Annotated in this window: 31 protein-coding genes, 2 tRNA genes and 1 pseudogene; 18 read left to right on the top strand and 16 right to left on the bottom strand. The window is 39.3% G+C overall.

The features are described from left to right. Positions 1-181: 181 nt before the first annotated feature. Positions 182-1402, top strand: a complete 1221-nt coding sequence (locus ABOO_RS07180) for a glutamine synthetase family protein (protein WP_008084009.1) — start codon at positions 182-184, stop codon at positions 1400-1402. A gap of 1 nt (position 1403) precedes the next feature. Here the strand turns inward: ABOO_RS07180 and ABOO_RS07175 are convergent, their stop codons facing one another. From ABOO_RS07175 to ABOO_RS07165, 3 genes are read right to left on the bottom strand one after another with little or no spacing between them, the layout of a single operon-like run. After that, positions 1404-2672 carry a DUF1015 domain-containing protein gene (locus ABOO_RS07175; RefSeq protein WP_008084040.1) on the bottom strand — a complete coding sequence of 423 codons (1269 nt, stop codon included), beginning with the start codon at positions 2670-2672 and terminating at the stop codon, positions 1404-1406. A gap of 9 nt (positions 2673-2681) precedes the next feature. Beyond that, on the bottom strand, positions 2682-3596 hold the full coding sequence (locus ABOO_RS07170) for a D-2-hydroxyacid dehydrogenase (RefSeq protein ID WP_012997421.1): 915 nt from the start codon (positions 3594-3596) through the stop codon (positions 2682-2684). Continuing rightward, positions 3597-4679: a pyridoxal-phosphate-dependent aminotransferase family protein gene (locus tag ABOO_RS07165; protein ID WP_008084037.1), complete on the bottom strand. Its 1083-nt coding sequence runs from the start codon at positions 4677-4679 to the stop codon at positions 3597-3599. Positions 4680-4750: 71 nt separating this feature from the next. Here ABOO_RS07165 and ABOO_RS07160 point away from each other — a divergent pair, with 71 nt between their 5' ends. Continuing rightward, positions 4751-5287 carry a multiprotein bridging factor aMBF1 gene (locus tag ABOO_RS07160; RefSeq protein ID WP_008084003.1) on the top strand — a complete coding sequence of 179 codons (537 nt, stop codon included), beginning with the start codon at positions 4751-4753 and terminating at the stop codon, positions 5285-5287. Continuing rightward, positions 5288-5500, top strand: a complete 213-nt coding sequence (locus tag ABOO_RS07155) for a hypothetical protein (protein WP_012997420.1) — start codon at positions 5288-5290, stop codon at positions 5498-5500. Here the strand turns inward: ABOO_RS07155 and ABOO_RS07150 are convergent. Next, positions 5495-6079, bottom strand: coding sequence for an orotate phosphoribosyltransferase-like protein (locus ABOO_RS07150; protein WP_008083038.1), 585 nt, complete (start codon positions 6077-6079; stop codon positions 5495-5497). The two genes, ABOO_RS07155 and ABOO_RS07150, sit on opposite strands and share 6 nt — an antisense overlap. A 139-nt stretch (positions 6080-6218) precedes the next feature. Here ABOO_RS07150 and ABOO_RS07145 point away from each other — a divergent pair, with 139 nt between their 5' ends. The 3 genes from ABOO_RS07145 to ABOO_RS07135 are packed head-to-tail and all read left to right on the top strand — an operon-like array spanning position 6219 to position 8853. Beyond that, positions 6219-7943, top strand: a complete 1725-nt coding sequence (locus tag ABOO_RS07145) for a GH25 family lysozyme (protein WP_008084055.1) — start codon at positions 6219-6221, stop codon at positions 7941-7943. Positions 7944-7957: 14 nt separating this feature from the next. Further along, a complete protein-coding gene (locus ABOO_RS07140) occupies positions 7958-8509 on the top strand; it encodes a macro domain-containing protein (RefSeq protein ID WP_008084078.1) in 552 nt (183 codons plus the stop codon). 38 nt (positions 8510-8547) lie between these two features. Beyond that, entirely contained in the window at positions 8548-8853 is a 306-nt protein-coding gene (locus ABOO_RS07135) for a DUF211 domain-containing protein (protein ID WP_008082909.1), read from the top strand. Here the strand turns inward: ABOO_RS07135 and ABOO_RS07130 are convergent, their stop codons facing one another. The 3 genes from ABOO_RS07130 to ABOO_RS07120 are packed head-to-tail and all read right to left on the bottom strand — an operon-like array spanning position 8854 to position 10235. Continuing rightward, the gene (locus tag ABOO_RS07130; RefSeq protein WP_012997419.1) at positions 8854-9117 is read right to left on the bottom strand and encodes a signal recognition particle subunit SRP19/SEC65 family protein; all 264 of its coding nucleotides are present in this window, start codon (positions 9115-9117) and stop codon (positions 8854-8856) included. Beyond that, on the bottom strand, positions 9114-9494 hold the full coding sequence (locus ABOO_RS07125; RefSeq protein ID WP_008082772.1) for a 30S ribosomal protein S8e: 381 nt from the start codon (positions 9492-9494) through the stop codon (positions 9114-9116). Before ABOO_RS07125 ends, ABOO_RS07130 begins: the two co-directional genes overlap by 4 nt. Before the next feature lie 48 nt (positions 9495-9542). Next, positions 9543-10235 carry a diacylglycerol/polyprenol kinase family protein gene (locus ABOO_RS07120; RefSeq protein WP_008084124.1) on the bottom strand — a complete coding sequence of 231 codons (693 nt, stop codon included), beginning with the start codon at positions 10233-10235 and terminating at the stop codon, positions 9543-9545. A 51-nt stretch (positions 10236-10286) separates the two neighbouring features. Between ABOO_RS07120 and tgt the strand changes: the two genes are divergently transcribed. Beyond that, on the top strand, positions 10287-11375 hold the full coding sequence (gene tgt, locus ABOO_RS07115) for a tRNA guanosine(34) transglycosylase Tgt (RefSeq protein WP_008083989.1): 1089 nt from the start codon (positions 10287-10289) through the stop codon (positions 11373-11375). 32 nt (positions 11376-11407) lie between these two features. Here tgt and cgi121 read toward each other — a convergent pair whose 3' ends face one another. Both cgi121 and lonB read right to left on the bottom strand, forming a co-directional pair. Continuing rightward, a complete protein-coding gene (gene cgi121, locus ABOO_RS07110) occupies positions 11408-11830 on the bottom strand; it encodes a KEOPS complex subunit Cgi121 (protein WP_008084080.1) in 423 nt (140 codons plus the stop codon). After that, positions 11827-13722 (bottom strand): ATP-dependent protease LonB, encoded by a 1896-nt coding sequence (lonB, locus tag ABOO_RS07105; protein ID WP_008084060.1) that lies wholly within the window; start codon positions 13720-13722, stop codon positions 11827-11829. The genes cgi121 and lonB overlap by 4 nt, the downstream gene beginning before the upstream one ends. Positions 13723-13794: 72 nt before the next feature. On the opposite strand from lonB, the gene ABOO_RS07100 reads away from it, so the two are divergent. Next, a complete protein-coding gene (locus tag ABOO_RS07100; RefSeq protein WP_008084126.1) occupies positions 13795-14574 on the top strand; it encodes a DODA-type extradiol aromatic ring-opening family dioxygenase in 780 nt (259 codons plus the stop codon). A gap of 1 nt (position 14575) precedes the next feature. Here ABOO_RS07100 and ABOO_RS07095 read toward each other — a convergent pair. Then, positions 14576-14648, bottom strand: a tRNA-Phe gene (locus ABOO_RS07095). Between the two features lie 150 nt (positions 14649-14798). Between ABOO_RS07095 and ABOO_RS07090 the strand changes: the two genes are divergently transcribed. Then, positions 14799-14917 (top strand) — tRNA-Met (locus tag ABOO_RS07090). Between the two features lie 3 nt (positions 14918-14920). Here ABOO_RS07090 and ABOO_RS07085 read toward each other — a convergent pair. Further along, positions 14921-15355: an EamA family transporter gene (locus ABOO_RS07085; RefSeq protein ID WP_012997418.1), complete on the bottom strand. Its 435-nt coding sequence runs from the start codon at positions 15353-15355 to the stop codon at positions 14921-14923. 77 nt (positions 15356-15432) lie between these two features. Between ABOO_RS07085 and wtpA the strand changes: the two genes are divergently transcribed. From wtpA to ABOO_RS07065, 5 genes and pseudogenes are all read left to right on the top strand, one after another. Next, the gene (gene wtpA, locus ABOO_RS07080) at positions 15433-16422 is read left to right on the top strand and encodes a tungstate ABC transporter substrate-binding protein WtpA (protein WP_008083993.1); all 990 of its coding nucleotides are present in this window, start codon (positions 15433-15435) and stop codon (positions 16420-16422) included. Next, a complete protein-coding gene (locus ABOO_RS07075) occupies positions 16419-17396 on the top strand; it encodes an ABC transporter permease (RefSeq protein ID WP_008084079.1) in 978 nt (325 codons plus the stop codon). Before wtpA ends, ABOO_RS07075 begins: the two co-directional genes overlap by 4 nt. Further along, a pseudogene (locus ABOO_RS08150) lies at positions 17389-17865 on the top strand (ATP-binding cassette domain-containing protein); the annotation flags it as partial. The gene ABOO_RS07075 and the pseudogene ABOO_RS08150, both read left to right, overlap by 8 nt. 6 nt (positions 17866-17871) lie before the next feature. Then, positions 17872-18444, top strand: a complete 573-nt coding sequence (locus ABOO_RS08145; protein ID WP_463424059.1) for a TOBE domain-containing protein — start codon at positions 17872-17874, stop codon at positions 18442-18444. Positions 18445-18546: 102 nt separating this feature from the next. Next, positions 18547-19089: a hypothetical protein gene (locus ABOO_RS07065; RefSeq protein WP_008084072.1), complete on the top strand. Its 543-nt coding sequence runs from the start codon at positions 18547-18549 to the stop codon at positions 19087-19089. Here the strand turns inward: ABOO_RS07065 and ABOO_RS07060 are convergent. Continuing rightward, the gene (locus ABOO_RS07060; protein ID WP_012997417.1) at positions 19079-20149 is read right to left on the bottom strand and encodes a TIGR04084 family radical SAM/SPASM domain-containing protein; all 1071 of its coding nucleotides are present in this window, start codon (positions 20147-20149) and stop codon (positions 19079-19081) included. The two genes, ABOO_RS07065 and ABOO_RS07060, sit on opposite strands and share 11 nt — an antisense overlap. Before the next feature lie 145 nt (positions 20150-20294). Between ABOO_RS07060 and ABOO_RS07055 the strand changes: the two genes are divergently transcribed. Continuing rightward, positions 20295-21272 (top strand): CE1 family esterase, encoded by a 978-nt coding sequence (locus tag ABOO_RS07055; protein ID WP_008084008.1) that lies wholly within the window; start codon positions 20295-20297, stop codon positions 21270-21272. 23 nt (positions 21273-21295) lie between these two features. On the opposite strand, the gene ABOO_RS07050 is transcribed toward ABOO_RS07055, so the two are convergent. Genes ABOO_RS07050 through ABOO_RS07035 form a run of 4 tightly spaced genes read right to left on the bottom strand, consistent with a single transcriptional unit; the run spans position 21296 to position 23521 of the window. Further along, the gene (locus ABOO_RS07050; RefSeq protein WP_008084115.1) at positions 21296-22117 is read right to left on the bottom strand and encodes a DNA-directed RNA polymerase subunit D; all 822 of its coding nucleotides are present in this window, start codon (positions 22115-22117) and stop codon (positions 21296-21298) included. Further along, complete coding sequence (locus ABOO_RS07045) at positions 22118-22504, bottom strand: 30S ribosomal protein S11 (RefSeq protein ID WP_012997416.1); 387 nt, start codon at positions 22502-22504, stop codon at positions 22118-22120. It lies immediately after the preceding gene. 2 nt (positions 22505-22506) lie between these two features. Beyond that, positions 22507-23070: a 30S ribosomal protein S4 gene (locus ABOO_RS07040; RefSeq protein WP_008084048.1), complete on the bottom strand. Its 564-nt coding sequence runs from the start codon at positions 23068-23070 to the stop codon at positions 22507-22509. Positions 23071-23074: 4 nt separating this feature from the next. Further along, on the bottom strand, positions 23075-23521 hold the full coding sequence (locus ABOO_RS07035) for a 30S ribosomal protein S13 (RefSeq protein ID WP_012997415.1): 447 nt from the start codon (positions 23519-23521) through the stop codon (positions 23075-23077). Between the two features lie 231 nt (positions 23522-23752). Between ABOO_RS07035 and dnaG the strand changes: the two genes are divergently transcribed. Genes dnaG through cdd form a run of 3 tightly spaced genes read left to right on the top strand, consistent with a single transcriptional unit; the run spans position 23753 to position 26791 of the window. Beyond that, entirely contained in the window at positions 23753-24940 is a 1188-nt protein-coding gene (gene dnaG, locus ABOO_RS07030; RefSeq protein ID WP_008083257.1) for a DNA primase DnaG, read from the top strand. After that, a complete protein-coding gene (locus tag ABOO_RS07025; RefSeq protein ID WP_008084136.1) occupies positions 24937-26427 on the top strand; it encodes an ATP-binding protein in 1491 nt (496 codons plus the stop codon). Before dnaG ends, ABOO_RS07025 begins: the two co-directional genes overlap by 4 nt. After that, positions 26414-26791 carry a cytidine deaminase gene (gene cdd / locus ABOO_RS07020; RefSeq protein ID WP_008084099.1) on the top strand — a complete coding sequence of 126 codons (378 nt, stop codon included), beginning with the start codon at positions 26414-26416 and terminating at the stop codon, positions 26789-26791. The genes ABOO_RS07025 and cdd overlap by 14 nt, the downstream gene beginning before the upstream one ends. Positions 26792-26806 lie beyond the last annotated feature (15 nt).

Here is a 26806-nt window from a genome sequence, read left to right as displayed (position 1 = left end):
CTATGATGTGTTTGCAGCTTTAATTCTCTTTTACCTCAAGGCATTTGTTGGGAATTCCTAGTAAAGCGACTCTGTCTGGATGGGATAATATTAGCAAAGTTAATTTTTATTGAACCCAATATTTTGTTAGTATATTTAACACTTCCAAAGATTGATATATGGGAGAGTATTCCTATTCCTTATGACAGAGTGGGTTTATGCAAATCTAACGGATATAATGGGAAAGGTTCACACTATAGCCCTCAGGAAGGATTATGAATCCTTCTTCAAAAATGGTATCGGAATCGATGGCTCTTCTATTCCCGGATTCGCATCGGTAAATCGCTCAGATTTGGTTGCTAAGCCGGATATGAGAACTTTTGTAAAAATTCCATGGAGGCATGATGAGTATTTGGTTCTTTTAAAAACATACTATGAGGATAATGCTTTCGATAAAGATCCAAAAAATGTAGCTGAAAAAGCGGATTTGGCTTTGAAAGAAATGGGTTATGAGGCAGTTCTTCGTCCAGAATTAGAATTCTTTGTTCTAAATGAAAATGGTAGGGGCAATACACATTATTTTGAGCCGCCATACTCTGATGTCACATTTGAATACCGGAAAAAGGTGAGCGAAGCAGTTCAAGATATGGGAATTCCTATAAGGTACCATCACCACGAGAATGCTTCTGGGCAAATTGAAGTTGAGCTTTTGTGGATTGATGGGGTTGAGCTTACTTGTGATTATACCATATATACGAAAATTGTGTCAAAGTGGCTCGCAAAGGATATGGGCATGGCTGTGACATATATGCCCAAGTTAAAGAAAGATATGGCGGGTAATGGTATGCACATTCACATGTTCTTGAAAAAGAATGGAGAAAACATATTTCGGGGAGATAATGAAATATCCCAAGAAGCGCGGTATTTTATAGGAGGAATATTAGAGCATATGCCATATATAACAGCACTGACTAATCCGACTATAAACTCTTATAAGCGTTTAAATGGAGGACTTGAAGCTCCAAGGTATTTGGCTTGGGGGTATAGAAATAGAAGTACTTTAATTAGGGTTCCGGCAAGGATGAAGGATATAGAAGTACGTAATGCAGATTCTTCCGCAAATCCATATCTTGCTTTCTCTTTGATCATTCTTGCAGGTTTGGATGGAATAAAGAAAAAAATTGAGCCCTCAGAGCCAGTGGATTATGATCTTTATGCCCTATCAAAAGAGAAACTTAAAGAGTACCCTGCATTGCCGGAATCTCTAGAAGATGCAATAGAGCTTATGGAAAGCGATGAGTTTGTAAAATACGCTTTGGGTAATGAGCTGTACGATACATTCATAGATATGAAGAAATTAGAAATTGAAGAGTTTTTGCAAGCCATAACAGATTGGGAAATAAAAAAATACAGAGATATATAAATTACAAAAACTCGTTTTCGTTTACGGGCATCATAGTGAAGCCAGAAATTACTTTGGGATAGAAATCCGTGGTTTTCTGAGGCATTCTCTCAAGATGTCTTGCCACTTCCAATACTATTTCTGGTGGAGTTGGGTTAAGTAAGAATGCCACTTTTGCTACTTTTTTATCCACCTTTTCTACAGCATCCTCAATCCATCTCTCATAATAGATATCCTCGTCTATCTTTGGATCTTTAACACCGAGAATTTTAAAGATCACTTCCCTGAGAACCACTGCATCCAAGCTACGATATGCCTCACTCCACTCCTTGTTCATAAATTGAGAAACATCCTTATTTCGCACCAATCCATAAGCCTTGCCATCTTGGTAAACTACGAAAGCATTGCTATTTTTATTCTCTTTAAGAAATTCCTCTGTCTCCTTTATATCGATCTCCTCCACTGAAAAATATTCTTTTATTTTTTCCCATTGCTCTTCTTGAATCTTCACCTTGGCTAGAAGCCTATGAGTTGGAAGTACAATTAAGCCTGGATCATCCAAGCTAACCATATAAGTCATCCTGTAGTTAAATGCGCTGTTATCCTTCCAATCTGGAATCTTTGAACGCATCTCATCACGGAAATAAACGGCTGTCTCATACCTGTGATGCCCATCTGCAATTACAACCTGCTCATCTTTGAGAACATCTTGAATTGTTCTAATTTTCTCATAATCATTAACTTTGTAAAGCCTTGTTATTGTGCCATAATCATCCACACCATAGAAATCTGGAGTGCCTTTAATGACCTCATCTATTATTTCCTTCACTCTCCCATCATCCTTATAGAGGACAAATCCTGCCTCTAGATTCGTTTTAGTTGCACGAAGCATATTTAAACGATCTTCCTTTGGGCCCCTGTGGGTTTTTTCGTGAGGTAGAACTACTCTTTCTTCAAACGGATGCAAACGCATAGCCGCTATAAACCCGCGCCTTGTGTATTTCTTGCCACGAAGCTCAAATTCTTGAGTGTATATATAGATTCCAGGTTCTTTGTCCCTTACAATTATTCCATTTTCTTTCCATTCTTGGAGTCTTTTGGCAGCCATCTCGTATCTGTTCTCCTCCCTTGGCAATATCAATTTTGCAAAGTTGTACTCGTGCTTTTTATAGTACTCATCTAGCATCTCCCTATTTATTTTATCATAAGGTTGAGTTATCACCTTGCTAAGATCTCTGCCAATCAAAGCATCGCTGTAATGCAGAGCTTTAAATGGCCTGATTTCTACCATAATATCACCTTATGACTTCAAAGCTTCTGCAATCTTTTTAGCAACTTCTATGCCAGCACGAGTTTGTCCTTCCTTTGCTTGCGCTCCAATATGGGGAGTGAGTACGATATTGTCGAGCTCAAATAATTTGCTCTCTTTAAGTGGCTCATTTTCGTACACATCTAAGGCAGCACCGTATAACTTTCCAGATTTTAGAGCTTCGTATAATGCATTTTCATCCACAATGCCTCCTCTAGCCGCGTTGATTATTATAGCACCATCCTTCATCATCTCTATTCTCTCCTTATTTATCAAATGCTTCGTTTCAGGAGTGAGGGGCAAATGCAAAGTTATCACATCCGCTTCGGAGACCAAAGCATCTAACTCACGAAATTCTATGGCTAACTCTTTTTCTGTGCTTTCATCTGGACGATAAACATCGTAATATATTACCTTCATTCCAAAGGCCGTAGCTCTTTTTGCTACTTCCCGACCTATTCTACCTATTCCTATTATTCCCAGCGTTTTTCCATACATCTCAATGCCTTTACACTTCTTCTTAGGCCAAGCACCATTACGCATCTCTCTATCAGCATAAGCAATTTTTCGCATCACCGCTAAAATCAACCCAATTGTTAACTCCGCAACACTTATACTCGTAGCTCCTGGAGTGTTGATAACTTTAATTCCTTTGCTCTTAGCGTACTCTACATCTATATTATCCAACCCAACACCTGCACGGCCTATGGCCTTTAATTTCTCGGCTGCATCAATCATCTCTTTACGAACCTTAGTGGCACTTCGCACTATGATTGCATCCAAATCCCTCACATGATTCGACAACTCATCCTTCGGCAATCCGGTTAGATCCACAACTTCAAAACCCTCTTTTTTCAATAGTTCAACACCCTCTTTGGCTATTGGGTCACAAATTCCAACCTTCATTCAGTACACCCCCTTTGCCTCTAGAATCTCGTCGATGGTATCTAAGAGGCCCATTATATCGGTGGGGGTTAATTGACCCATGTGTGCTATTCTGAATGTTTTCTCTTTCAATTCGCCATAGCCATTTGATATGCGCAATCCCCTTCTCACTAGCTCCTCATTAAGCTCTTTTATGGATATGCCATAGGTGTTGGTTATCGTAGTTACGGTCACACTTTCATATCCCTTCTCTGCGAATAGTTCAAATCCTCTCTTTTTAACCCAGTTATGAACTATCTCACGCATTTTTAGATGCCTTTCATATCTTGCCTGCATACCCTCTTCAAGCATAATATCAAGCTGCACATCCATGGCGTATAAGAGCGGCACAGATGGGGTGGTTGGGTGCTGCTGACTCTTTTCAAATCTTTTGAGCATGCGAACAAAATCAAAATAATAGCCCTTATTCCTTGTTTTTTTACTCTTCTCCATGGCCTCTTCGCTCACAATAGCCACGGCAAGACCTGGAGGAAGGGCCAAAGCTTTCTGCGAGGAGGCGATAACCACATCATACTTATTCACATCAATCATATCTCCACCAAGGGAAGAAACGGTATCAATGGCTATTAAAGTATCATTCTCATGTGCAATTTTTGCAATCTCATCTGTGGGATTTTTAACACCTGTGCTTGTCTCATTGTGTATTTGTGCCAGAAGCTCGTATTTTTTCTTCTCCATAGCATCTGCTATCATCTCTGGTTTTACTGCCTTGCCCCAATCTGCCCAGACCAAATCAGCATTTTTTTCATTCGCCAAGCTCATCTCATACCAGCGCTTGCTGAAAGCACCACAAGCACCGTGTAAAACATCCTTCTCTGCTAGATTTCTTATGGTACCTTCCATAACGGCAGAGCCGCTGGATGTGAAAACAAACACATAGTGATCAGTATTGAAGAGTTTCTGCATCTTCTCCACAATTCCACCATAAAGCTCAGTCATCTCCTTTGTACGATGTCCTATAACTCTTTGTGCCATCGCTATGCGTACCCTATCATCCACTTCAGTCGGTCCCGGTATGAACAACTTAGGAGTATTTTCAATCATTTTATCACCGACAGGATATTGTAAGGATGAATATTAAATTTTCATAATAGGTTCGGATTTAGAACCAACGAATGGAACAAAAATATATATCGGAAAGGCATGGGAGATTTGGTGAGATTATGATTTGTGAATTATGTGGCAAAAATGTACCACGATTACATAAAGTTGTGATAGAAGGCGTGATTATGAATGTTTGTGATGATTGCGCCAAATTCGGCAAAGAGATTAAAGGAAATGAAATACCAAAGGATGTGAAATATCTGCCCCCTGAAGTTGTAAGGGAGAGGTTGGAGAGGAAGCAGAGGAGAAGAAGAAAGGATTATCTGGATGAGGAGGAAGTACTAATTGAAGATTACCCAGAAGTTATAAGGAAAGCGAGGGAGAAGATGGGGCTAACTCAAGAGCAACTTGCCAAAAAAATACTTGAAAAGAAAACGGTTATCTCAAAGATTGAAAGGGGAGAAATGCACCCTGATGAAAAGCTAATAAAGAAATTAGAAAAGGCGTTGGATATCAAGCTTAAAGAAAAAGTATCCACCGTTTATCGCAAGGATACAAAGAAGAGTGGTGGATTAACATTGGGAGATTTAATTAAGGATGCGTTGTAAATGGACACAGGAACTGCAATAATATGGGCAATCGTAATAATATTGGGGACAATAATTGTAGAATATTTGCTAAATCCATATTTTAATAGATTAGGATTGCCTAAGAAATCCAGGATGAAAGAGGAACCAAAAGAGAAAAGCGAAGAGGAGAGGAAGAAAGAGGAAGAGTTCTACAGGGAGATATGGACTGCCAAAAAAAGAAAGAGATCATAAAGTTCTTGCACGAATTAGAGCCCTTAATGGTACTCCGTTTACCTCATCCCAGGGAGTTTTGTTCACGAGCACAACACTAAGCACTGGCTCACCACCTGCATTTTTTATATCATCTATCGCCTTTCTCAAAGTTTCACCGGTGCTCATGACATCATCTACAATTACTACTTTCTTTCCTTCTATATGGGCATAATTACTCGAGAATGCTCCCTCTTCCATCTTGGGATGCGGCCTGTATATTATCAATTCAACATTCAATTCCTCCGCGATGAAAGTTGCAAATGGAATACCATTTATTAGAATTCCAACAATAGAATCAACATCAAATTGTCTCTTCTCCATCTCTTCAAGGATTATATCACTCATTATTTCTGCAATTTTAGATATTCTGTAGGGATATATCCCTATGCTTCTCCACCCTATTTTCACATCCTTGGGTGCCTCTCCTCCAATCCCCTTTGTGAGTAACCATTCCACGGTATTCGTGGATAAATGCAACTCTGTTGCTATCTCCTTTGTATCCAGACCCTTCTCCTTCAGCTCTCTCGCTCTTTTAACAAGCTCTTCAATACTTTTCATTTAAATCACCTCAGCACTCATAGGGCTCATCATCTTATCAGCTGACCCTCTTTTCATCACAGATTAGGAATTCTTTGAAAATATTTAATTCTTTGCAATGACATAAAATTTTTATCGCTGGAGCTTATACTACCTTTAAATGAAAAGGCCAATAGTTTGGTTTGTGGTATTCATACTGATTCTTAATGCTATATTTTTTGCCATAGGTTATGGTAGCAATCAAAAAGAGAGTTTATATTTCAAAACATCCTCCAGCATTAAGGGTATAGATGTTTCCCACTGGCAGGGAAATGTGAACTGGACTAAAGTTAAAAATTCCGGGATAATCTTTGCATTTGTAAAGGCCACAGAGGGGACATCTTATGTGGACCCGGATTTTGAAGAAAATATGGAGAAGGCACACGCATCAGGATTGTATGTTGGTGCCTATCACTTTGCAGAACCTGAAAATTATAATGCAAAAGAGGCCGCAGAGCATTTTGTAGATACCATAAAAACATATCTGAAGAGTGGATATTTGAGACCCGTTTTGGATTTAGAAGAAGGATCATCCTTAGGAAAAGAGAGCTTATCAAGTTGGGTAAATGAATTTATGATTGAAGTATTCAATTTAACGGGTATAAAGCCAATAATTTACACGAATCCAAATTATGCTGAAAACTACCTTGATTCCTCCGTATCTCAATGGAATCTCTGGATAGCCAATTATAGAGTTTCGTCCCCTTCCACGGGAATTTGGGACTCCTGGGCATTCTGGCAGTACACAGACGAGGGAAATGTATCGGGGGTGAGTGGCAATGTGGATATGGATTATTACAATGGAAATTTAAAATCCCTCATAGATAATTTTGTTATAGGTGGCTCGTGTACTCTCCCCTATTATGATAGAGCGGGTGCTTTAGGTTATGCTTATAAGTGGTACTCTTCCGACAATTCCCATTACCAGAAATTTTCAAACTCCAGCGAGGAGAGCACAAATTTCGTTTCTCAGGTATTGATAGCAGGAGGAATATCTCTCTGGAGAGGATATGATGGTAAAGGCGATGGGGCTTTAAATTACAATGGCTCAATGATAAATCCAAAGTATCTGAATGAGAATCTCAGAGAGTATCAGAATGCAAAATTTTCGTACTATCTTGCTTCAAATTTTACAGTTCCTGAATGGATAGAAAAAGGGGATGTGGTCATATTTGGAGACTCAAATGGTGAGCATTACATATATGCAGGTATAGTAACATATAGGAATGAAGACAATCTTTACATAGCCACTCATTCTCCCGATGAATGGAATGTATCCATATCCTCGTTTTTCCCATCTAAGTATGACCTTGTAAATTTTTACCATATACCGAATGGAACCAAGAAATTTATGCAGGTATTTCGAGTTACTGCCACTGCTCTCAATATTCGAACAGGTCCAAGCACGAGTTATGGCATAATAGGAACTGTGCCAGAGAATCAAGAGTTCGTTGCATACAATTATAGCATTGATTCATCAGGGCGCAAATGGTGGCAGTTCTTCTACGATGACAGGGTGGGTTGGTGTGCTGCATGGTACACTGAAATGGCATATTCTGATATATTTGTAGTAAATGTCTCCTCCTCCCTGCATGTTCGCTCTGGGGCTGGAACATCTAACACCATACTTGGCTCAGTTTATGATGGAATGCTCTTTGCCAAGAAGGGACAGAAATATAACAGCGATGAGGACATCACCTGGTACGAGATATACTGGGAAAACAAAAGTGCTTGGATTGCGGGAAACTATGCAAATTATGTACCAGAATTTGACATCCCATATTTTCTATTTATTATACTTCTCTTAGCAATACTCGCATTCAAGAGAAAATTTAATGGAGATTAAGATATTCTCAAGCTATGCTTCTTAAAAAGTGGGAAATAGGCGGTATAAAAATAGAGATTTCAATCTGTGATATAACTAAGGATGATAGCGAAGCAATAGTGAATGCTGCAAACTCAAGTTTGAAGCATGGTGGGGGAGTGGCATGGGCCATAGTAAAGGAAGGAGGATACGAGATACAGAGAGAAAGTGATGAGTATGTGAAAAAGTATGGTCCTGTTGCCACAGGTGAAGTTGCCGTTACATCCGCCGGAAAATTAAATGCAAAGTATGTAATTCATGCCGTTGGACCTATTTGGAGAGGGGGAAATAATAACGAGGATTCTCTTCTTTTTAATGCTGTTTATAATACACTTAAAAAAGCGAATGAGTTAGGAGTGAAAAGTGTATCTATGCCTGCAATAAGCACGGGTATCTATGGATTTCCCAAAGATAGGGCTGCAGAGATATTTGGGAGGGCGATATCAAAATTCATAAAAGATTTCAAAAACACAAGTATAAAAAGGATAAGAATATGTCATATAGAAGAGGGAAGTGCAAAAATTTTCGCTGAGAATATGAAGCTCTAAGGAAAAAATATATATCTCCATTCACTATGAGGTATTAGATGAACCAAAATACATCTTATGGAATTCGGAGATTGGTGCTTGATGTGATGAAACCGCACAGGCCAAGCATTGTGGAAGTGGCACTTAAGTTAAGCAAGGTTGATGGGGTAAATGGTGTGAACTGCATTTTAAACGAAGTGGATCAGGAAACAGAGAGTTTGAAGGTTGTAATAGAAGGTCCAAACATAGATTTTGATGAAGTACAGGAGACATTAGAGTCCCTTGGAGCAGTTATCCATTCAATAGATGTGGCGGTTGCGGGTAAAAAGATAGTTGAGGATGTGGAAACTCCTCAAGATAGGTAATTAAACATTTCTTATTTTTCTTGCTATCTTCTTAATAACCTCGTTCTTTGGCTCATCTGTATCGATAATTATTCTTCCCCTTTCACTCCACCAGAATCTTGGGTATCTTTTATCAGGCTCTATTTCAACTTCATACCCTAATTCTCTGGCAGCTTTTGCAATAGTTTCAAGTTTTGGATCAAAAGCAAGATTTTTGGGAACTCTACGCCCCTGCTTGCGAGAATAATGAATATTAAAATAGGCAGGGTAAATGATTACGCTCATTCTAAGAGCACTCCATTGAGCACTCCATGCTGTCCAGGTCTGGAAGTAACTTTAACCTTCCCCAAATCCGTCTCTACTATGGCTCCCTTAGTGATTATATTTCTCTGGGCAAAGTGGGGATTGGCAGGATTCTCTATCACTCCCCTTATCTTAGCCTTCTGTGCCTTACCGGTTTTTGGATTGTACACATTTATTTCATCACTTCTTAGGAGTTTTACCTTGTAATTACCTCCTCTAACCCTTATGATTTTCTTTCTGAGTGGAGCAACATGAGTGAAAACTGGCTCTCTCCCAAGCTCATATTTCCTCTTCTTTCTCGGCAATCGAATTCTGCCGCCACTCGGTTTTTTCAAGGATCTTCCCTGCCATATGGCCATTATATCACCTTAGCACGCATATATGTAATTCTTATTTAAACATTCTCATCAAAATAGGAAGAGCAAGAGGTAAAGGGCAAAAGAGATAAAAATTTGATTGGAAAAATTATCGTTAGGGGGTACATTAAAAAGCTCTACTAAGGTTCCTATTATAGCACCTAGAATTGCGGCTGGAATGACAAAGGACATATTGTAACCATAGGGGAGAATGAAAAATAAAACCGCAAATGCAGTTAAAAAGAATGCTATACTTCCCTCCAAACTCTTTCCGTTTTTAAACCTATGCTTTCCTAAAGGTTTTCCTATGAGTGCGGCCACAGCGTCTCCAAGAGTTGCAACTGTAATTGCTCCTATTACTATGTATTTTGGAAAAAGGATTATGACAATAAGAGAGGCAATTGCAAAATAAATATGAGCACCTATACATAATCTCTCCTCTTCTCGCTCTATTTCACGCATACTCTTCATCATCTTATCAAGTCTTTGCTCTAAAAATTTATAAACATCTGGAGTTATGTATGGACGCATTCTTTCAAGCAATTCTTTACTACGGAAGAAAGAGACCCTAATTGGTTCTATTATAAAAAATGCAATCAGGATTATGCTGATTATTGATATAGACCACTCTCTTCCCACAAGTATATAGAGAGCGGGCACGAGCAAACCAGCAAGATGGAGCGTTTTTCTCTTGAGCTCTCTTTTTAACGACAGAGTATCACCACTGCATGATTGCCGTTCCATCTATTAAACCTTTTGAAAATTTTTAATATGTCTTGCTAATAGCCTGAGTATATGTTCAAGATAATAGCTAAGGATAACAAAGCACGTTTGGGGATATTAAAAACTGCCCATGGCGAACTCAAAACTCCATTTTTTATGCCTGTAGCTACAAAGGCAACGGTGAAAACACTTACACCTGAGGATTTGGAGAGTTGTGATGTAAAAGTTTTAATCTCAAACTCGCTCCATTTGTTCTTGAAGCCTGGATTGGAGGTTTTAGAAAAGCATGGGGGATTGCATAAGTTTATGCGTTTTGAAGGTGCAATTTTCACAGATAGCGGTGGATTTCAAATGATTCGAAAGGGATTTTTTGTGAGGGCAGATGAAAGTGGAATTATATTTCGTTCTCCTTATGATGGGCAGAAATACCTATTCACGCCTGAGTTTAGTAAAGAGGTACAGATGAGAATAGGAAGCGATGTTGCAATGATGTTAGATTATTGTGCAGAGTATCCTGCAAGTTATGAAGAGGCAAAGAGAAGCGTGGAGCTAACCACAAAATGGGCTCAGAAATTTCCTAAAAATACTAAGGAACAACTAAGCTTTGGTATCGTTCAGGGTTCGATTTATGAGGACCTTAGAGAGAAGAGTGCAAAAGATTTATCCAATATGGATTTTGATGGCTATGGAATAGGCGGGCTAAGTATAGGAGAGCCGAAGAAAGTTATGCACAGAATGGTTGAGATTGTAGATGGCATATTGCCAGAAAATAAACCGAGGTATCTCATGGGAGTGGGCTCACCCTTGGAAATAATTGAATCAGTAATTAGAGGAGTGGATATATTTGACTCGGTTTTTCCCACTAGAAACGGAAGACATGGAACTGCAATAACTTCTGAAGGAATGCTCAACTTGCGTAAGGCAGAATTTAAAAATGATATGCAACCGCTGGATAATGAGTGTCAATGCTATACTTGTGAGAATTTTACGAGAGCATATATTCATCATCTTTTGCGCGAGAAAGAGATTCTTGGAATGCATCTTCTCTCGTTGCACAATGTATGCTTTATGATTCAATTTATGAAAAGGTTGCGTGAAGAGATAGAACAGGGAAATTTAGAAAAATTCAAAAAAGAGATGGAGAGAATTTATGGTACATAGAGAAATCACGGATTTGGGGATTGAATTAATTGTTATCTCTCCAATTCAAGCATGGCAGAGTTCTCAAAAAATAAATCGCAGCCCTTTTGCAGAAATTGGGGAATTCCGAGATACTCCATTTTATCGGCTCTGAACTCTATAACACTGTCATCTCTTCTTAATGGTATTTCAAAATCTTTTTCGCTTATTGCCACTATGCTATCTGCTCCCTCAGAGCCACACAGATCTATTGCCTCTTTAATCTGTCTTTTTCCTGATAGAATTAACATCATTTCAAGATGCCTTTTTCTAGCTATGTTTTTTTTATTCTCAAATGCATATTTCATCTTTTGATATGCCCATTCTACATGCTCTTTGCACCCCACGCATAGAGAGTTGAAAACATATATGCCTTTAGAGGCAAAGAGTTGCGAATCTTCAGCGCTTAAGTTTCCTATATACCCCTTCACAATCATTCGTATCCCTGTATCTCTTCAAATTTTTTCAAAAGTTCCTCTTTTTTGGGGCAATCAACAAGGGCATATCTGAGAACTTCTTCAACAGTGCTAACTGGTATAACCTCTATCTTTCCCTCATGCTCTTCATCCAGAATTACATCCATAAGGTTTGACTTTGGAATTATGACCTTTTCTAATCCTGCTTCTATGGCGGCTTCTACCTTGGCAGTTATACCCCCAACGGGAAGAACATGACCACGAATGCTAAGTGAGCCAGTCATTGCAATATTCTGATTTACAGGTATTCCTTCTAATGCAGATACCACTGCGGTGGCAACACTTATACTTGCACTGTCTCCTTCAACACCCTCATATGTGCCTATGAACTGAATGTGCACATCATAATTGGTAATATGCTTTCCAAAGTACTTCTTTATTATCGCAGAAACGTTCTCAACAGCTTCCTTTGCAATCTCACCAAGTTTTCCCGTTGCAATCATCCTACCTTGGTCTCTAGATTGCGCAGGAGTAACCTCAGCCATAATTGGTAAAACGATGCCAGAATACTCTGCCATCCCACTACCAGCAGAGTAAACTGCAAGGCCATTTACAATACCAACTGCTTCTCCTTTATTCAAGAAGGTTTTGTACTCCTTCTTTATCTCAATTAACCTGTCTGCAACCTGCTGCTCCAAGGGTTTTGCAAGTTTCTTTGCCTTTATAACATGCTCTATGTCAACAAACTTGGCTTTTTCTTCCCTGGCAATATCTCCAGCTACCCTTATTAACCCTCCAAGTTCCCTTAATCTAAGGGTTAACTTTCCCTTTCTACCAGCTCTCTTCTGCGCTTCTTTTATAATCTCAGCTACGGCTGCTTTTGTAAAATGAGGTATTTTTCCATCTTTTACAACTTCTTGAGCCACAAATCTTACTAGTTTTTTTCTATTTTCATCGTTATCTTCCATAACAGATTTCATATAAACCTCGTATCCATAGCCACGAATTCTTGAGCGCAGTGCAGGATGCATACCTTGAAGAGCATCCAGGTTTCCTGCAGCTACAAGAATAAAATCGCATGGCACGGGCTCAGTATGTACCATTGCTCCTGCAGAATGCTCGCTTTGCCCCGAGATCGGGAATTTTTTCTCCTGCATGGCGGTAAGCAATGACTGCTGAGATTCAAGTTTGAGCATATTTATTTCATCAATGAAAAGCACACCCTTGTGCGCTTTGTGTATTGCCCCAGCCTCAACGCGAAGATGGGGTGGAGTTTCCAATCCACCACTTTGAAAGGGGTCATGGCGAACATCACCCAACAATGCACCTGCATGGCTTCCTGTAGCATCTATAAAAGGGGGTTTATCATTGGGGGAGTGTGAGACTAAAAGCTTAGGTACGAGTGCTTTCTCCTCCTTCTGTATTCCCGCACCCATGAACATATAGAGAAATATTGCTATGAATATTGACCAGAATAGAAAAGAGTAATTACCTGTCACAACAACAGCAATGCCTCCTATCAGCACTAAGAGAAACAGAATGGAAAACATAGAATTTTTTTTCTCATTTTTCTTTTTCTTTGCCTGCTCTTGATACTGTTTGACAATGTATTTTCCCTGCCCAGCTGGCACAGTTTTGATTATCGGCTTGTTTGGATCCTCCTCGTTTGGAAAAACCAGTATATCCTCAAGTTCCTCCTTCGGCAGAAAATCAACCATACTCTGAGCAAGCATACTTTTACCCGTACCAGGATCTCCAATCATTATCACATGCCTTTTCTGCTGGGCAGCTTTCTTTATAACTTCAACTGCCTCATCTTGCCCAATTACCTGATCCACAAGTCTTGGTGGAACTTTTATCTCTTTTGTAGTTTTGAAATTCTGCTTTTCTATCCACTCATCAACGCTTTCCACAATAGTGAGAATAAGATTTAATAGATAAACCTTTTGAAAAATTATTTATCTAATCTCTTCCTTTCATTAATCATGCTTGTGCTTGCAGCTATTGTGCCTCATGGTGATGAGATATTGATTCCTGAAGATGAAGAGTCTGCAAGATTGCACAATGCAATGATAGAGCTCGGAGAGAGAATAAAAGAGAAAAAAGTGGATGAGTATATTTTTGTATCCCCACACCATTTGAGAATTCAAACGCATATGGCAATAATGCTAACTGAGTACCTTGAAGGCTCTTGGAAATATAAGAATCTTAGATTCAGAAGAAAGATAAAATGCAATAAAGATTTGGCATGGGAAATATATGAAAAGACAAGAAAGAGTTTACCTGTTGTTGGAGTGAATTTTGGAGCATTAGAAGGAGAATTATCCAAGATTTGCCTTGATTGGGGAACCTTAATTCCTCTTTACTTCCTTCCTAAAAGAAAGATGGTTCTAATGACTCCTGCCAGAGAGATACCCTATGAATCTCTGATAGATTTTGGCAAGATTGTAGGGGAAATAGTAATGAATAGCAAAAAGAGAATAGGGGTTATAATAAGTGCTGATCACGCTCATGCTCATAGGAAAGATGGTCCATATGGATACCATCCAGACGCGGATTACTACGATAAGTACATAATGGAAAATCTTGAAAATCTCGATATGTTGTTAAAATTGAAAGAAAAAACCATTGAAAATGCTAAACCGGATAGCTTCTGGCAACTTTTAATTTTAAATGGTATACTGAAAGGGAATCCATTAAAATTAAAAAAGAAGGTATATGGTCTGCCAACCTATTTTGGTATGGCTGTTGCATGGTATGAGTGAGTGCCGCGGGCCGGAATCGAACCGGCGACCTTCAGATCTTCAGTCTGACGCTCTCCCTACTGAGCTACCGCGGCGCAAATTCCCTAAATGTAAAGGGAGATTTAAAATTTGCGATTGGGCGAAAGGTTTATTTTCTATTCTTCTATAACCTTTAATTGCAATAGCGGGGTGGGGTTTAGGACGATAGTCCGAAAAACACCTCGCATAAAGTACTCGTGAAATATAGCGGGGTGGGGTAGCCAGGAAATCCCGCCGGGCTCATAAAGCCCCTTTAAAAAGCGGCTTTACCCGTAAAGGGGCTTGCGAGACCCGGAGATCGGTGGTTCAAATCCACCCCCCGCTACTTTTAGAACATGGTCATTATAACTATTCCTGCAAATATAACAAACATTCCAATAAGTTTTCCAACAGATATTTTTTCACCTATTGTGAAAAACGCAAGAACAGCAACAAGAAATGCGTTTGAAGCGGATATCGCCACTGTTGGTCCTGCAGGACCCTTGGTCAAGGCAATTTTAATGGAATACATACCTATGGCAAGGGCAACTCCAGCGAATGTAGGTAGGAGGAGATATATAGCAGGGGTATTTTTCAAATTTTCCTGAAAACTTCCTTGGTGCCAGAAGTAAAACAGAAACATCAGACCCATCACTCCCACAGCTAGCCATAAAATAATGGAGGTAAATATACTATCCATATGGTAATGCCCTGCTAATTTCACCAGAAAATTCGTTATACCAAACATCACCATCGTTATTGTTGCATAAATCCACCATTGCATAAAAGGGAGATGATGAAGTAGGATAAAAATTTAAGTAAAAGAGCGTTATATTCATTTAAGCATAACGAGGTGATAAAATGCCAAAGAAAGTGGTTATTGCAATATTGATAGTGTTGCTTATACTGCTTGCAGGTGGCTATTATTATATAAATTACCAGAATACCAGTGAAGGAAGCATAAAGGTTCTAGCTGCTGGAAGTCTTTCAGTTCCCTTAAAAGAGCTTGCTAACAAATTTCAAGAGAAATATGGAGTAAAGGTTTATATTGAAACTGCAGGAAGTATTGACACGGTGAAGAAGGTAAGCGAGTTAGGTATAAAGGCGGATGTTGTAGCAGTGGCTGATTACAATGCAATAAGCTCTTACTTAATGCCAAATTACACAAATTGGTATATTAAATTTGCCAGAAACGAGCTTGTAATAGCGTATACAAATAATAGCAGATTTGCCAAAGAGATAAATAGTACAAATTGGATGAACATACTTACCAGAAAGGATGTGCGCATAGGTTTTTCATCGCCAAATGATGATCCCTGTGGATATCGTGCAGTTATAATGTTTTATCTGGCACAGCTTAAGTATAAAAATGGGATATTTGATAACTTGATTCTGAATCACACAGGAATAAAGATTGATAATGGCACTATAATTGTTCCTAATGACTCTGAATTGCTCACTACAACGGGAAAAATTTTCATAAAGCAGAAATCGGTGGATTTACTGGCTGACTTGCAGGCAGGAGATATCGACTATGCGATAGAATATCTGTCCGTGGCTAAACAGCACCACATTAATTACATTAGATTACCTGATGTTATTAACTTATCAAATTCCACATTGGTGTCATGGTACTCAAAGGCCGTGGTTAAACTTGCAGATGGAAAAATAATTCACGGGGATGCCATAAATTACGCAGTAACTATACCGAATAACGCGCCTAACAAAGAGTATGCCTATAAATTTGTGAATATGCTTTTAGGTAAAGAGGGAAGATCTATACTCAAAAACTGTGGACAAGAGCCTATATTTGAACCCGTGGGAAATGTGCCGAAGGAGGTAAAACCTTGAGAAGCTATGTGTTTCCAGCCCTGATAATACTCTTAACAGCAGTATTCTTCGGTTCCTACGCATTTGTCACAGTGTCCATAGCAATTTTTGTCCTTATATTTTTAAAAGATAGAAACAAAAAATACTTAATTTTCTTATTTTTAGCTTTTATGGCATTTATACATCCGCTTCTTGGTATAGTGCCTATAATCTACCTTTTGTTAATAATGGAAAGGGATAACTTTTATCGTATTGCTTACATTTTGGGCTCTCTATTTCTGGTATTTATTATATTTCCAATTTTGAATCTTTTACTTTATTTCTCTCCTCAGAGCATTTACGATAAATCATTAATAAATGCAATAACCGTAAGTTTTGTGGCAGCCACCTCATCAACGGTTATTGGCCTCATCTTTGCTCTGCCGATAGGATATGTACTAGCAAGGAGAAACTTTATAGGAAAAAGCATAGTAGAGAGCATAATAGATTTACCAATAGTTGTACCTCACACGGTGGCGGGCATAATTCTTTTACTGGTATTTGGAACCTCGGGGATATGGGGAGCCCCCTTGGAAGAGATCGGAATAAGATTTTACTATGCTATGCCTGGGATAATAGTAGCAATGCTGTTTGTTAGCGCACCGTTCCTGATAAATCAGGTAAGAGAAGGAATAAAGAAAATAGATGAAAGATATGAGTACACGGCTATGAGTCTTGGGGCTGGGAGATTTAGAACTTTTATGGAAATCATACTTCCCCAAATTAAAGGAAATATTCTCACAGGCTCGGTGAATTCTTGGGCTCGTGCTATCAGCGAATTTGGGGCGGTTATGATGATTGCCTTCTATCCTATGGTTGCTCCAACTTATATTTACTTCCTCTATACGAATTATGGTTTGAAGGCAGCGCTTCCTGCTACTGCGTTTCTGTTGCTGATAACATTAGTTGTCTTCATATTTCTGAAAATAATTGCGGAGAGGATGAAAAATGCTTAAAATAAAAAACTTGCAAGTTAAACTTGAGAATTTTTATATAAACATAGACCATCTCTCAATTGATACTGGAGATTATTTAATCATTGTTGGCCCAACAGGAGCCGGAAAAACAGTTCTTCTTGAAACTATTGCTGGATTTCATACCCCTATTACAGGAGATATCCTATTAAACGGAAAGAACATCACAAACTTGCCGGCAAATAAAAGGAACATAGCCATGGTCTATCAGGATTATATGCTCTTTCCACACATGACCGTGGAAGAGAACATTGCATATCCCTTAAAAATAAAGGGTAAGAAATGGAAAGATAAGGTGGAAGAAATAGCCCAACAACTTCAAATAAAAAATCTCTTGAAAAGATATCCGAAAACCTTGAGCGGAGGAGAGATGCAGAGAGTGGCTATTGCAAGAGCAGTTATAACAAAGCCCTCGCTATTACTATTGGACGAACCTTTCAGTGCGTTGGATCCGAATATGAGAGACTCTGCAAGGAAGATTATTGGGAAGTTTTTAGAAGAAATGGAAATAGATACTGTGCATGTAACCCACGATTTCTCGGATGCATGGGTTCTTGGTAATAAGCTAGCAGTTATGAGAGATGGAAAAATAGTGAGAGCTGGTAATGTTGAGGATGTTTTTTCAAATCCACAGGATGAGTTCGTGGCAAAATTTCTTGGAGCAACGAATATTTTAAGTGGTAAAATAAAGGGAGAATATGAAGGATTAACGGTAGTGGATGTGAATGGAGCAAATATTTATACATTAGATAAAGCTCCTGAGGGAAAGGATGCTCTGCTGTCAATAAGGCCTGAAAATATTATACTTTCTAAGCACAGGATAGAAGGGTCCCATAGAAATTCCATACTTTTGAAAATAGAGAGTATCTATAAAGAGGGGCATATTGTTTGGGTAATATTAAAAAATGATGGATTAAGCTTGAAAGTTATGTTGACCCCGAATGCCGTAGAAGCTTTAAAACTCGGTGAGGGAGACAAAGTATATGCATCATTCAAGGCCAGTGCAACGAAAATCGTAAGAATAATATAGCCCGCCTCCGGGTAATCCTATCATGTTTCAAGGAATACCAGCCAGACGGGCAATCCTTTATTGTATGAGAAAACTTAAATTTTTTGCCCATATACACATAATATGAAGCCTTACTTAATTTTGGATGTTATAACGCTGGTCCTTGTTGCTCTTGGAATTGCGGCGTTTTATAATGATCTTGCTCACGGCAATTTTAGTGTAATAATTACTCTCTACTTTGTCATCATAGCTGTTGCCTATTTCATAATAATAAATATGATAAATAACTGGGTCAAAAAACTGTTTGGGGAAGTGGCAGAAAAACTTCAATGTGAGTTCCTTGATTCTGGAAGATACTCCTTAGCCCATTACATTAGATGCGAGAATATGGAAATCAAGATAAATCTTCGAGGAAGTTATACCCCTGCATCCTTGTATTTAAAGTTCTACGGAAATTTCAAAGAGGCAGATATTAAAGGAAGCGATAAGAATTCCAGGAAATTCATATCTAATATTCTGGACTTACAAAGAAAGTATAGAATTAAAGTTAACGATGCATACTCCTCGAAAGATGTTGCGGAGATGATAATCACGAAATTCCCCTATAATGCAGATATCCTTGAGAAAATAATATTAGATGCAAATAAAATAATCGCTAAGGTATGATCTCTGTAGTGTTGTTGAATGGGGGATAATAAAAATCCTCCTTTTTGTATTTTCCCTCATCAATCAATTTTTCTATTTCTACTCTTGCCTCATTCATCTCATCAACAAGGTGTCTTACAGTGCCGCAAATCTTATAAAATCCGCTCATCCCCCAAAGCCGTTCTTTATTTGCGAATAGACATCGACCTCCGCAAATGGGATATATATCGCAGGAAAGGCATGGCTCTTCGATTTCCACAGAATTTCTCACATCTTCCGGTTTTTTGTTCCATATGTCTCCTAATTCATTCCACTCAAATTCTCCCCCAATCGGGCATGCCAAAATCCTTCCATCGGTGGTGATTGCGAAGGCATCACGGCCCGCGCCGCACGGCACGCCGTTTTCAGGCCAGAACATTCTCTTTATTACTCCTTGAAATGGCACAATGCCTGGAATTCTGCCATTTTTTATCTCCTCTATCCACCATTTTGCCAATTTTGTTATCCCGGGGTTGTAGGAATTTCTAACCCACGAGTCAAAATCATGCCACGAGTCGTCTGGAGCCCAGACCACATTTAATTGCCAGTGCACATGGTCGAATGGGAGAGAAAGAAGATGCGTGACATCCCGATAAATATCGCTCTCTTCGCTCACGGCCATTCTCGCTATCAGATCCCCTTTGTATTTCTCCCTTATTTTTCTCACTCTATCCACCACTATTTCGTAAACTCCGTTACCTCGGTAATAATTCGTCACCTCGGGAACTCCATCGATAGATACGAGAATCGCATCAATCCTGTTCAAATACTCTTCTGGAATCTTGTGAAGGAAGATTCCATTGGTTTGCACCACGAATCTTTTCGCTCGGATATTGTCCATTATTTCTTTCATTTTCTCAATTCTTAAAAGCGGCTCTCCGCCATAGAACGCGATTATCGCATCTTTATCTTTTTCTACGAAATTTTTCAAATCCTCTATGCTGTATTGAATTTCGTGGGGCATAACCTCCTCGGGAATAGAGCCACCACAGTACCTGCAGTTCAGATTGCAAACACCTGTGAGAAAGGTTATGTAAAGCATCGCACCTGTATTGAGATTTTGCATTAAATTATTTCTTATACTCTGATTTAGCTTCACACATCTTTTACTGTTATCTTTCTTTATACAATACTGCATGGAAAAATTTCCATAATGTTTTTAAATGAGTAATTCTCTGATTTATTATATGAAAACATTAAAAAGTAAAATTGTTGCCATTTTCATTACGGTAATAATAATATCTGCTTTAATTTTTGGAGTATTAATTTACATTAAAATTTCAAATACAGGTGATGCGTATGCGTATATCACTGTTGATGGCATAAAAAGGGATTTTCTCATACATCTGCCTCAGAGTTACAGTGAATCTGAAGCTTTGCCATTAATTATTGCACTTCATGGTGGCGGTGGCAATGCGAAAGACATGGAAAAATTGACAGAGAACGGATTTAACAAACTTGCAGCTAAAGGTAATTTTATCGTGGTTTACCCCAATGGCATTGGGAGACACTGGAACGATGGTAGGAACCTGAGCTTTTATTACACGCAGAAAGAGAACATAAACGATGTAAAGTTCATCTCAGAGCTCATTGATTACATGGTTGAAAAATACAATGTAAATCCCTTGAGGGTATATGTAACAGGCATGTCAAACGGTGCATTAATGACTTATCGACTCGCTTATGAGCTTTCAAATAAAATCGCGGCGGTGGCGCCTGTGGACGGCTCTATTCCGCTAAACATATACCTTAACGAGACACCTATAGCGCCAATTCCAGTACTTATGATTAACAATGTTGCGGACCCCATTTTGCCATGGAATGGAGGATACGCGCATTTTGGTAATAAAAAGCTCGGGAAAGTTCTAAGCGTGGAAGAAACCGCTGCGTTCTGGGCTAGAATAGACAACTGTACCTTAGTAAAGAGCAAAGAGTATCTTCCTGATACAGACCCTAACGATGGTACTCGTGTATGGATGCGTTTGTACCTCAACAATACAACTGGAATGGAAGTTATACAGTACGGAATTGATGGCGGCGGACATACGTGGCCAAGCGGAGAGCAGTACCTGCCTCAATCGATAATCGGAAAAACATCAAAAGATATTAACGCGTGTAATCTGATTTGGGAATTTTTTAGAAATTATCAGATACAAAGTGAATAATAAAATTGACAATAGAATATTATTTACCCCAGAGATGCGTGTTCCCTTAGCGTGTTAAACCTTGTTTTCAACCTTTTTATTGCATATTCAAGGGTATCAATGGCTTTCAAGCTTCCATCGGTTTCAAATTCGAATATGAACCAAGAATCGTCCTCTGTTATTTCAGGGTTCTCAAAGGAAAGTATCTCCGCAATCTCTTTGCAAGGTATATCATCTGTAAAAATTATGAACTTATCATCCTCTTTAATCACATTCTTTGGACAAGATTTTTTAACTTTCTCCCACAGTTCGCTGTCTTTCTTGTTTACTTTTATCTCTCTGTGGTACTTGTAAGATACTCCACTTGTAACCTGCCATTTAGCATGCTCCTTTGCTGTGCCCATAATTGCCTCTGCTTCAAGAAGTATGGCTTGGTGCTCCTTCAGTTTCACTATTGGAATAAGAGGATCAACGGGCTTGAATTTCTCATCTCCAACAGGAATCAAATCTCCAGAATATACTGTTGCAGGACCATGCTTATTTAAAGTGTATGTGACAGTACATAGAGGGCATCCCTCATCTGGAGGGTGATCGCATTCATCTCTGAACTTCATATTTAAATCGGTGGGCAGAGGAATCAGCCCAAGGCGGTGTGCTATGATTTCATCAAATAATGGCGTGGAAGAATCATACACATTTCCTTCCATATCCCTTATTTGCCCATGGTGGAATATTACCTTGTGTATTGCGAGTTTGGGAATATCATTTATTAAGGTTCTTCTCAAAGCATTGGCTACTGAAGGAGTTATACCCTTTATTTCAAATTTAATGTACCTATCCTGCAATTCCAATATATGAAATTCCATTTAGACCCTCCTACCCCTCTTGCCACCAGGCTTTCTAGTGCTATCATGTGGAATAGGAGTGACATCCTCAATGCGCAGGATTTTCATTCCAGCTCTGGCAAGAGCCCTTATGGCTGCTTGAGCACCAGGCCCAGGACTCATACTCCTGTTTCCACCGGGAGCACGAACCTTGACAATTATCTCTTCAATCTCCTTCTCTTTCAACTGCTCAGCAACCATTTCAGCAGCTTTCATGGCAGCATACGGAGATGCCTCTTCCCTATCAGCCTTAACAACCATACCACCAGATGCCTTTGCAAAAGTCTCTGCACCTGTAATATCTGTTGCAGTGATTATAGTATCGTTATGGGATGAAAATATATGAACCACGCTAACTCTATTTGCCATCTTTACTCACCCTCCTCTTTCACTTCTTCTTGTCCTTCAATTACTTGGGGGCGCATGGGATGCATTTCATCAGCAAGAGGTGAGTACTTGTAATAATCCACTAGATCTTCTTCCTCCTTTCTCACCAGATAACTTGGTATTGTGACCTTTCGATCTCCTATTGCAATATGACCATGCACAATAAACTGCCTTGCTTGCTTTGGCGTTCTTGCAAGACCTTTTAGGTACACTATTGTCTGTAATCTTCTCCTCAGAATATCTTCAACAGTAAGTGATAAAACAGCATCCAAAGTGGCATTCGCCTCGTTGAGTATACCCAATCTTATGAGTTTGTCAAAAAGCAATTTCTGCTCTTTCTCAGCTTGAGGATTTCCATATCTCAATTTTGCCTGAAGCTGCCTAGCTTGTCCCCTAAAATTCCTTAACAGAGATTTGGCTTTCCAGATCTCCCTCTTATTTTTAAGCCCATACTTTTTCTGAAGTTCCCATTCCTCTTTTATCCTATCTGCTTCCCAAGGATGTTTGGGAGTCTCGTACTTTTTTCTATTGAACCTAGGATCTCCCATCTACTCACCTCTTCTTCCTGCTAACTCCCACGGTCAAACCACTTCTCCCATTTGAACGGGTTCTCTGACCACGTACACGGAGACCTTTCTCATGCCTAACTCCACGATAGCATTTAATTCTTTTTAACCTATTAATATCGTCCTGTTTCTGCAAATCCAACTCGGTGGACAAAATATGCCTATCCTCACCAGTGAAATAATCCTTGCGGTGATTCATCATCCAAGAGGGTAGCATCTCTTCAATTTTTTCTTCTATTAGAACTCTAATCTCTTCAATCTGCTCATCGCTGAGCTCTCCAATTTTCTTTTTCGGGTCCATATTGAGATCTTTAACTATGCCCTCAGCTACCCTGTATCCTATGCCCTTTATTCCCTGGATAGCGTATATTACTGGCCTATTTCCATCCAGGTCCGTATCGGCAATCCTGACGATATACTTGAATTCTGCCATCTTCATCGCCTTTATATATGGTGATATTGCCCCTAAACACCTTCACATATATATCAATTTTCCTTTATGCAGGTATAATAACAAAGTTTATAAACCCTGCTACAATAAACCTTTGGGGAAAATGGTCATCCTCACTTCATTACATATCACGCTCACACACCTCATCAATATGTCGATTCCCAGTATACGGGAGCGATGGCTATTTTCCCGAAGATTCAGGAGGTGATGCAATTGAATACGGACCCATATGCAGCAAAATATTTGATAAGAGCCACAATTGAAACAGATGGTATAGTTGAGAGACCCGATGTTGTTGGCGCTATTTTTGGCCAAACTGAAGGTTTGTTGGGCGACGAGCTCGATTTGAGAGATCTGCAGAAGAGTGGAAGAATAGGAAGAATTGAAGTAGATATAAAATCCGAGAAGGGTAAATCTGTAGGTGAAATACTCATCCCTTCAAGTTTAGATCAGGTTGAAACTGCTATTCTCGCTGCAGCTTTAGAGACTATTGACCGCGTAGGTCCATGCCGTTCAAGAGTCAAAGTAATATCCATAGAGGATATAAGAGCTACAAAGAGGCAGAAAGTTGTGGATAGAGCAAAAGAACTATTGCAGATGCTCTTAAAGCAAGGAAAGCAGGTTAGTGAAGATCTCATAAAAACGGTTAGAGAGGCTGTGGAAATTGAAGAAGTCGTTATTTACGGTGAGGACCATCTGCCAGCTGGACCCAATGTTGAAAAATCTGAGGCGATAATAGTTGTAGAGGGAAGAAGCGATGTAATCAATCTACTGAACTATGGAATTAAAAACGCAATAGCTGTGAATGGCACGAGTGTTCCAAAAACGATTGTGGAGTTAAGTAAGAAAAAAATTGTTACGGCATTCTTGGATGGAGATCATGGTGGAGATTTAATATTAAAAGAGCTCTTGCAAGTGGCGGATATAGATTTTATTGCGAGAGCCCCACCAGGTTATGAAGTGGAAGAACTGACCTATAAGCAATTGATGAAAGCCCTCAGAAATAAAGTTCCGGTGGAACAATACCTGGCGACTCACAATATTGAGATAAAAAAAGAGGAGAAAAAAGAAGAGCAAAAGAAGGAGAAAGAGGAAAAAAAGGAAGAGGTTCAAGAAAATGATATTGGTGCATTATTCAAAGAATTGAATGCAAAGAAAGAGGCTGCACTTCTAAAAGATAATAAAGTTGTAGAGAGAATACCTTTAAATGAGTTAATAGAAAAATTAAAAGCCACAAAAGAAAATGGTGATACCCTCATAACCGGGGGGATAATCTCACAGCGTCTTGTTGATGTTGCATCTGAGAAGGGAATAACAAAAATAATTGGATATAAAATAGGAAATGTTACCAAGAAGCCGCTAAATATAAAACTCATGACGAAAGATATGGTGAAAAAATGATAGACCCGAAGAAGGGTTTTAGTTTAAAGGACTTTGAAACTACGGCCGAGATATTGATTCCAAAAGACCCATTGGATAGGGTTATTGGACAGGATGAAGCTATAAAAATAGCAAAAATTGCGGCAAGGCAGCATAGACATCTTCTCCTAGTAGGTCCTCCTGGCACTGGAAAATCAATGATTGCCCAAGCACTGGCTTTACATCTAGATCCTCCCACTCAGGAAATAAGGGTTGTGCATAATCCCCAGAACCCAGAAAGGCCTTTTGTTGAGATAAAGGACGAAAAAGAAGTAGAGGAGGAAATGCTGGAACTTAGGTCAGTGGAGGGAAAAATCATAGATCCAAGAGAAGCTCCAGATAATGTGGCTATTAAACTTGGTTTCAAATGTGCTAAATGTGGGGCATATTCTTCCCCCTCAGAGCCAGTATGTCCAAAATGCGGCGCTCCAAAGGTAGCTCAGACAACAGTGGGGCCCTTCGCAGACATATTTGGGGCCATAGGAGCTGCATTTGGCATATCCTCACTTCCTCCCCGTGTTACAACCACTGTGTATGAAAATGGGGAAGAGAAGGTTATGGTTTACGAGAGAGATGGGGAGAAAATAAGGGTTTATGATGAAAGAACATTGGAGAAAAGAAGAGCTATGGAAAAGAAGAAGCCTTACAAGGTGATTGTACCATTGAAAAGAAATCCATTTGTTATGGCTACAGGTGCAAGCGAGACAGAATTGCTTGGAGATGTTAAGCATGATCCCTATGGAGGTCATCCTCAGTTGGGCACTCCTCCTTATAAGAGAGTAGTGACAGGCGCCATTCATGAGGCACATCAGGGTGTATTGTTTATCGATGAAATCACACATTTGGGTCCTCTACAAAGGAATATATTAACAGCAATGCAGGAGAAGAAATTCTCAATCGCTGGAAGAAATCCTCAAAGCGCAGGAGCCAGTGTGCGAGTGGACGATGTACCCTGTGACTTCATTCTTGTGGCGGCCTGTAACATACAGGACCTACCAAATATTCTTTCTCCACTTCGTTCTAGGATTGTTGGAGAGGGCTATGAAATTCTTGTGAAGACCTCTATGCCTGATACGGAAGAGAATAGGGCAAAATATGCTCAGTTTGTGGCTCAAGAAATAGCGATGGATGGACGAATACCCCATGCCACAAGAGATGCAGTTATTGCAATAATCGAAGAGGGGAAGAGAAGAGCAAAAAGAATTGACGGGGAGAATGGATTAACATTAAGGCTCAGAGAACTTGGAGGTTTAATAAGAGCCGCAGGAGATCTTGCCATATACAACGGGGATAAATTCATAGAGAGAAAGCACATAGAAGAAGCTTTAAAGATATCAATGCCCATTGAAGAGCAGATAAAAGAGAGATATGGAACATATGAGGCAGGAGTTGCTAAAGATTTAACTACATCTCAGAGTAAGATGGTATATAATTACTGGAACGAAAGTGATATAGATGGATACCAATGAACTAATAGAGTATGCAAAAAAAGCGGCGGATAATGCGTATGCACCATACTCTAATTTTAGGGTTGGTGCAGCCGTACTTGCCTGTGGGAGGATTTTTACAGGATGTAATATAGAGAACTCCTCTTACGGATTGACTATATGCGCTGAGAGGGTAGCAATATTTAAGGCAGTTAGCGAAGGATGCAAGAATATTGAGAAAATTGCTGTATATGCAGAGAAAATGCCATATCCTTGTGGGGCATGCTTGCAGGTTATGGCCGAGTTCTGCGATGAGGAGTGTGAAATTACACTTACGGATGGAGAGAAAGTAGAAAAATATTATTTATCCCGTTTACTTCCAAAGAGATTCAAATTAGAGAAATGATTAAATCTTTTGCAT

This window comes from Aciduliprofundum boonei T469, assembly GCF_000025665.1.
GTDB classification, from domain to species: domain Archaea; phylum Thermoplasmatota; class Thermoplasmata; order Thermoplasmatales; family Aciduliprofundaceae; genus Aciduliprofundum; species Aciduliprofundum boonei.
Note: the sequence above shows the minus strand (reverse complement) of the source record. Positions and strands in the feature narration are given on the sequence as shown.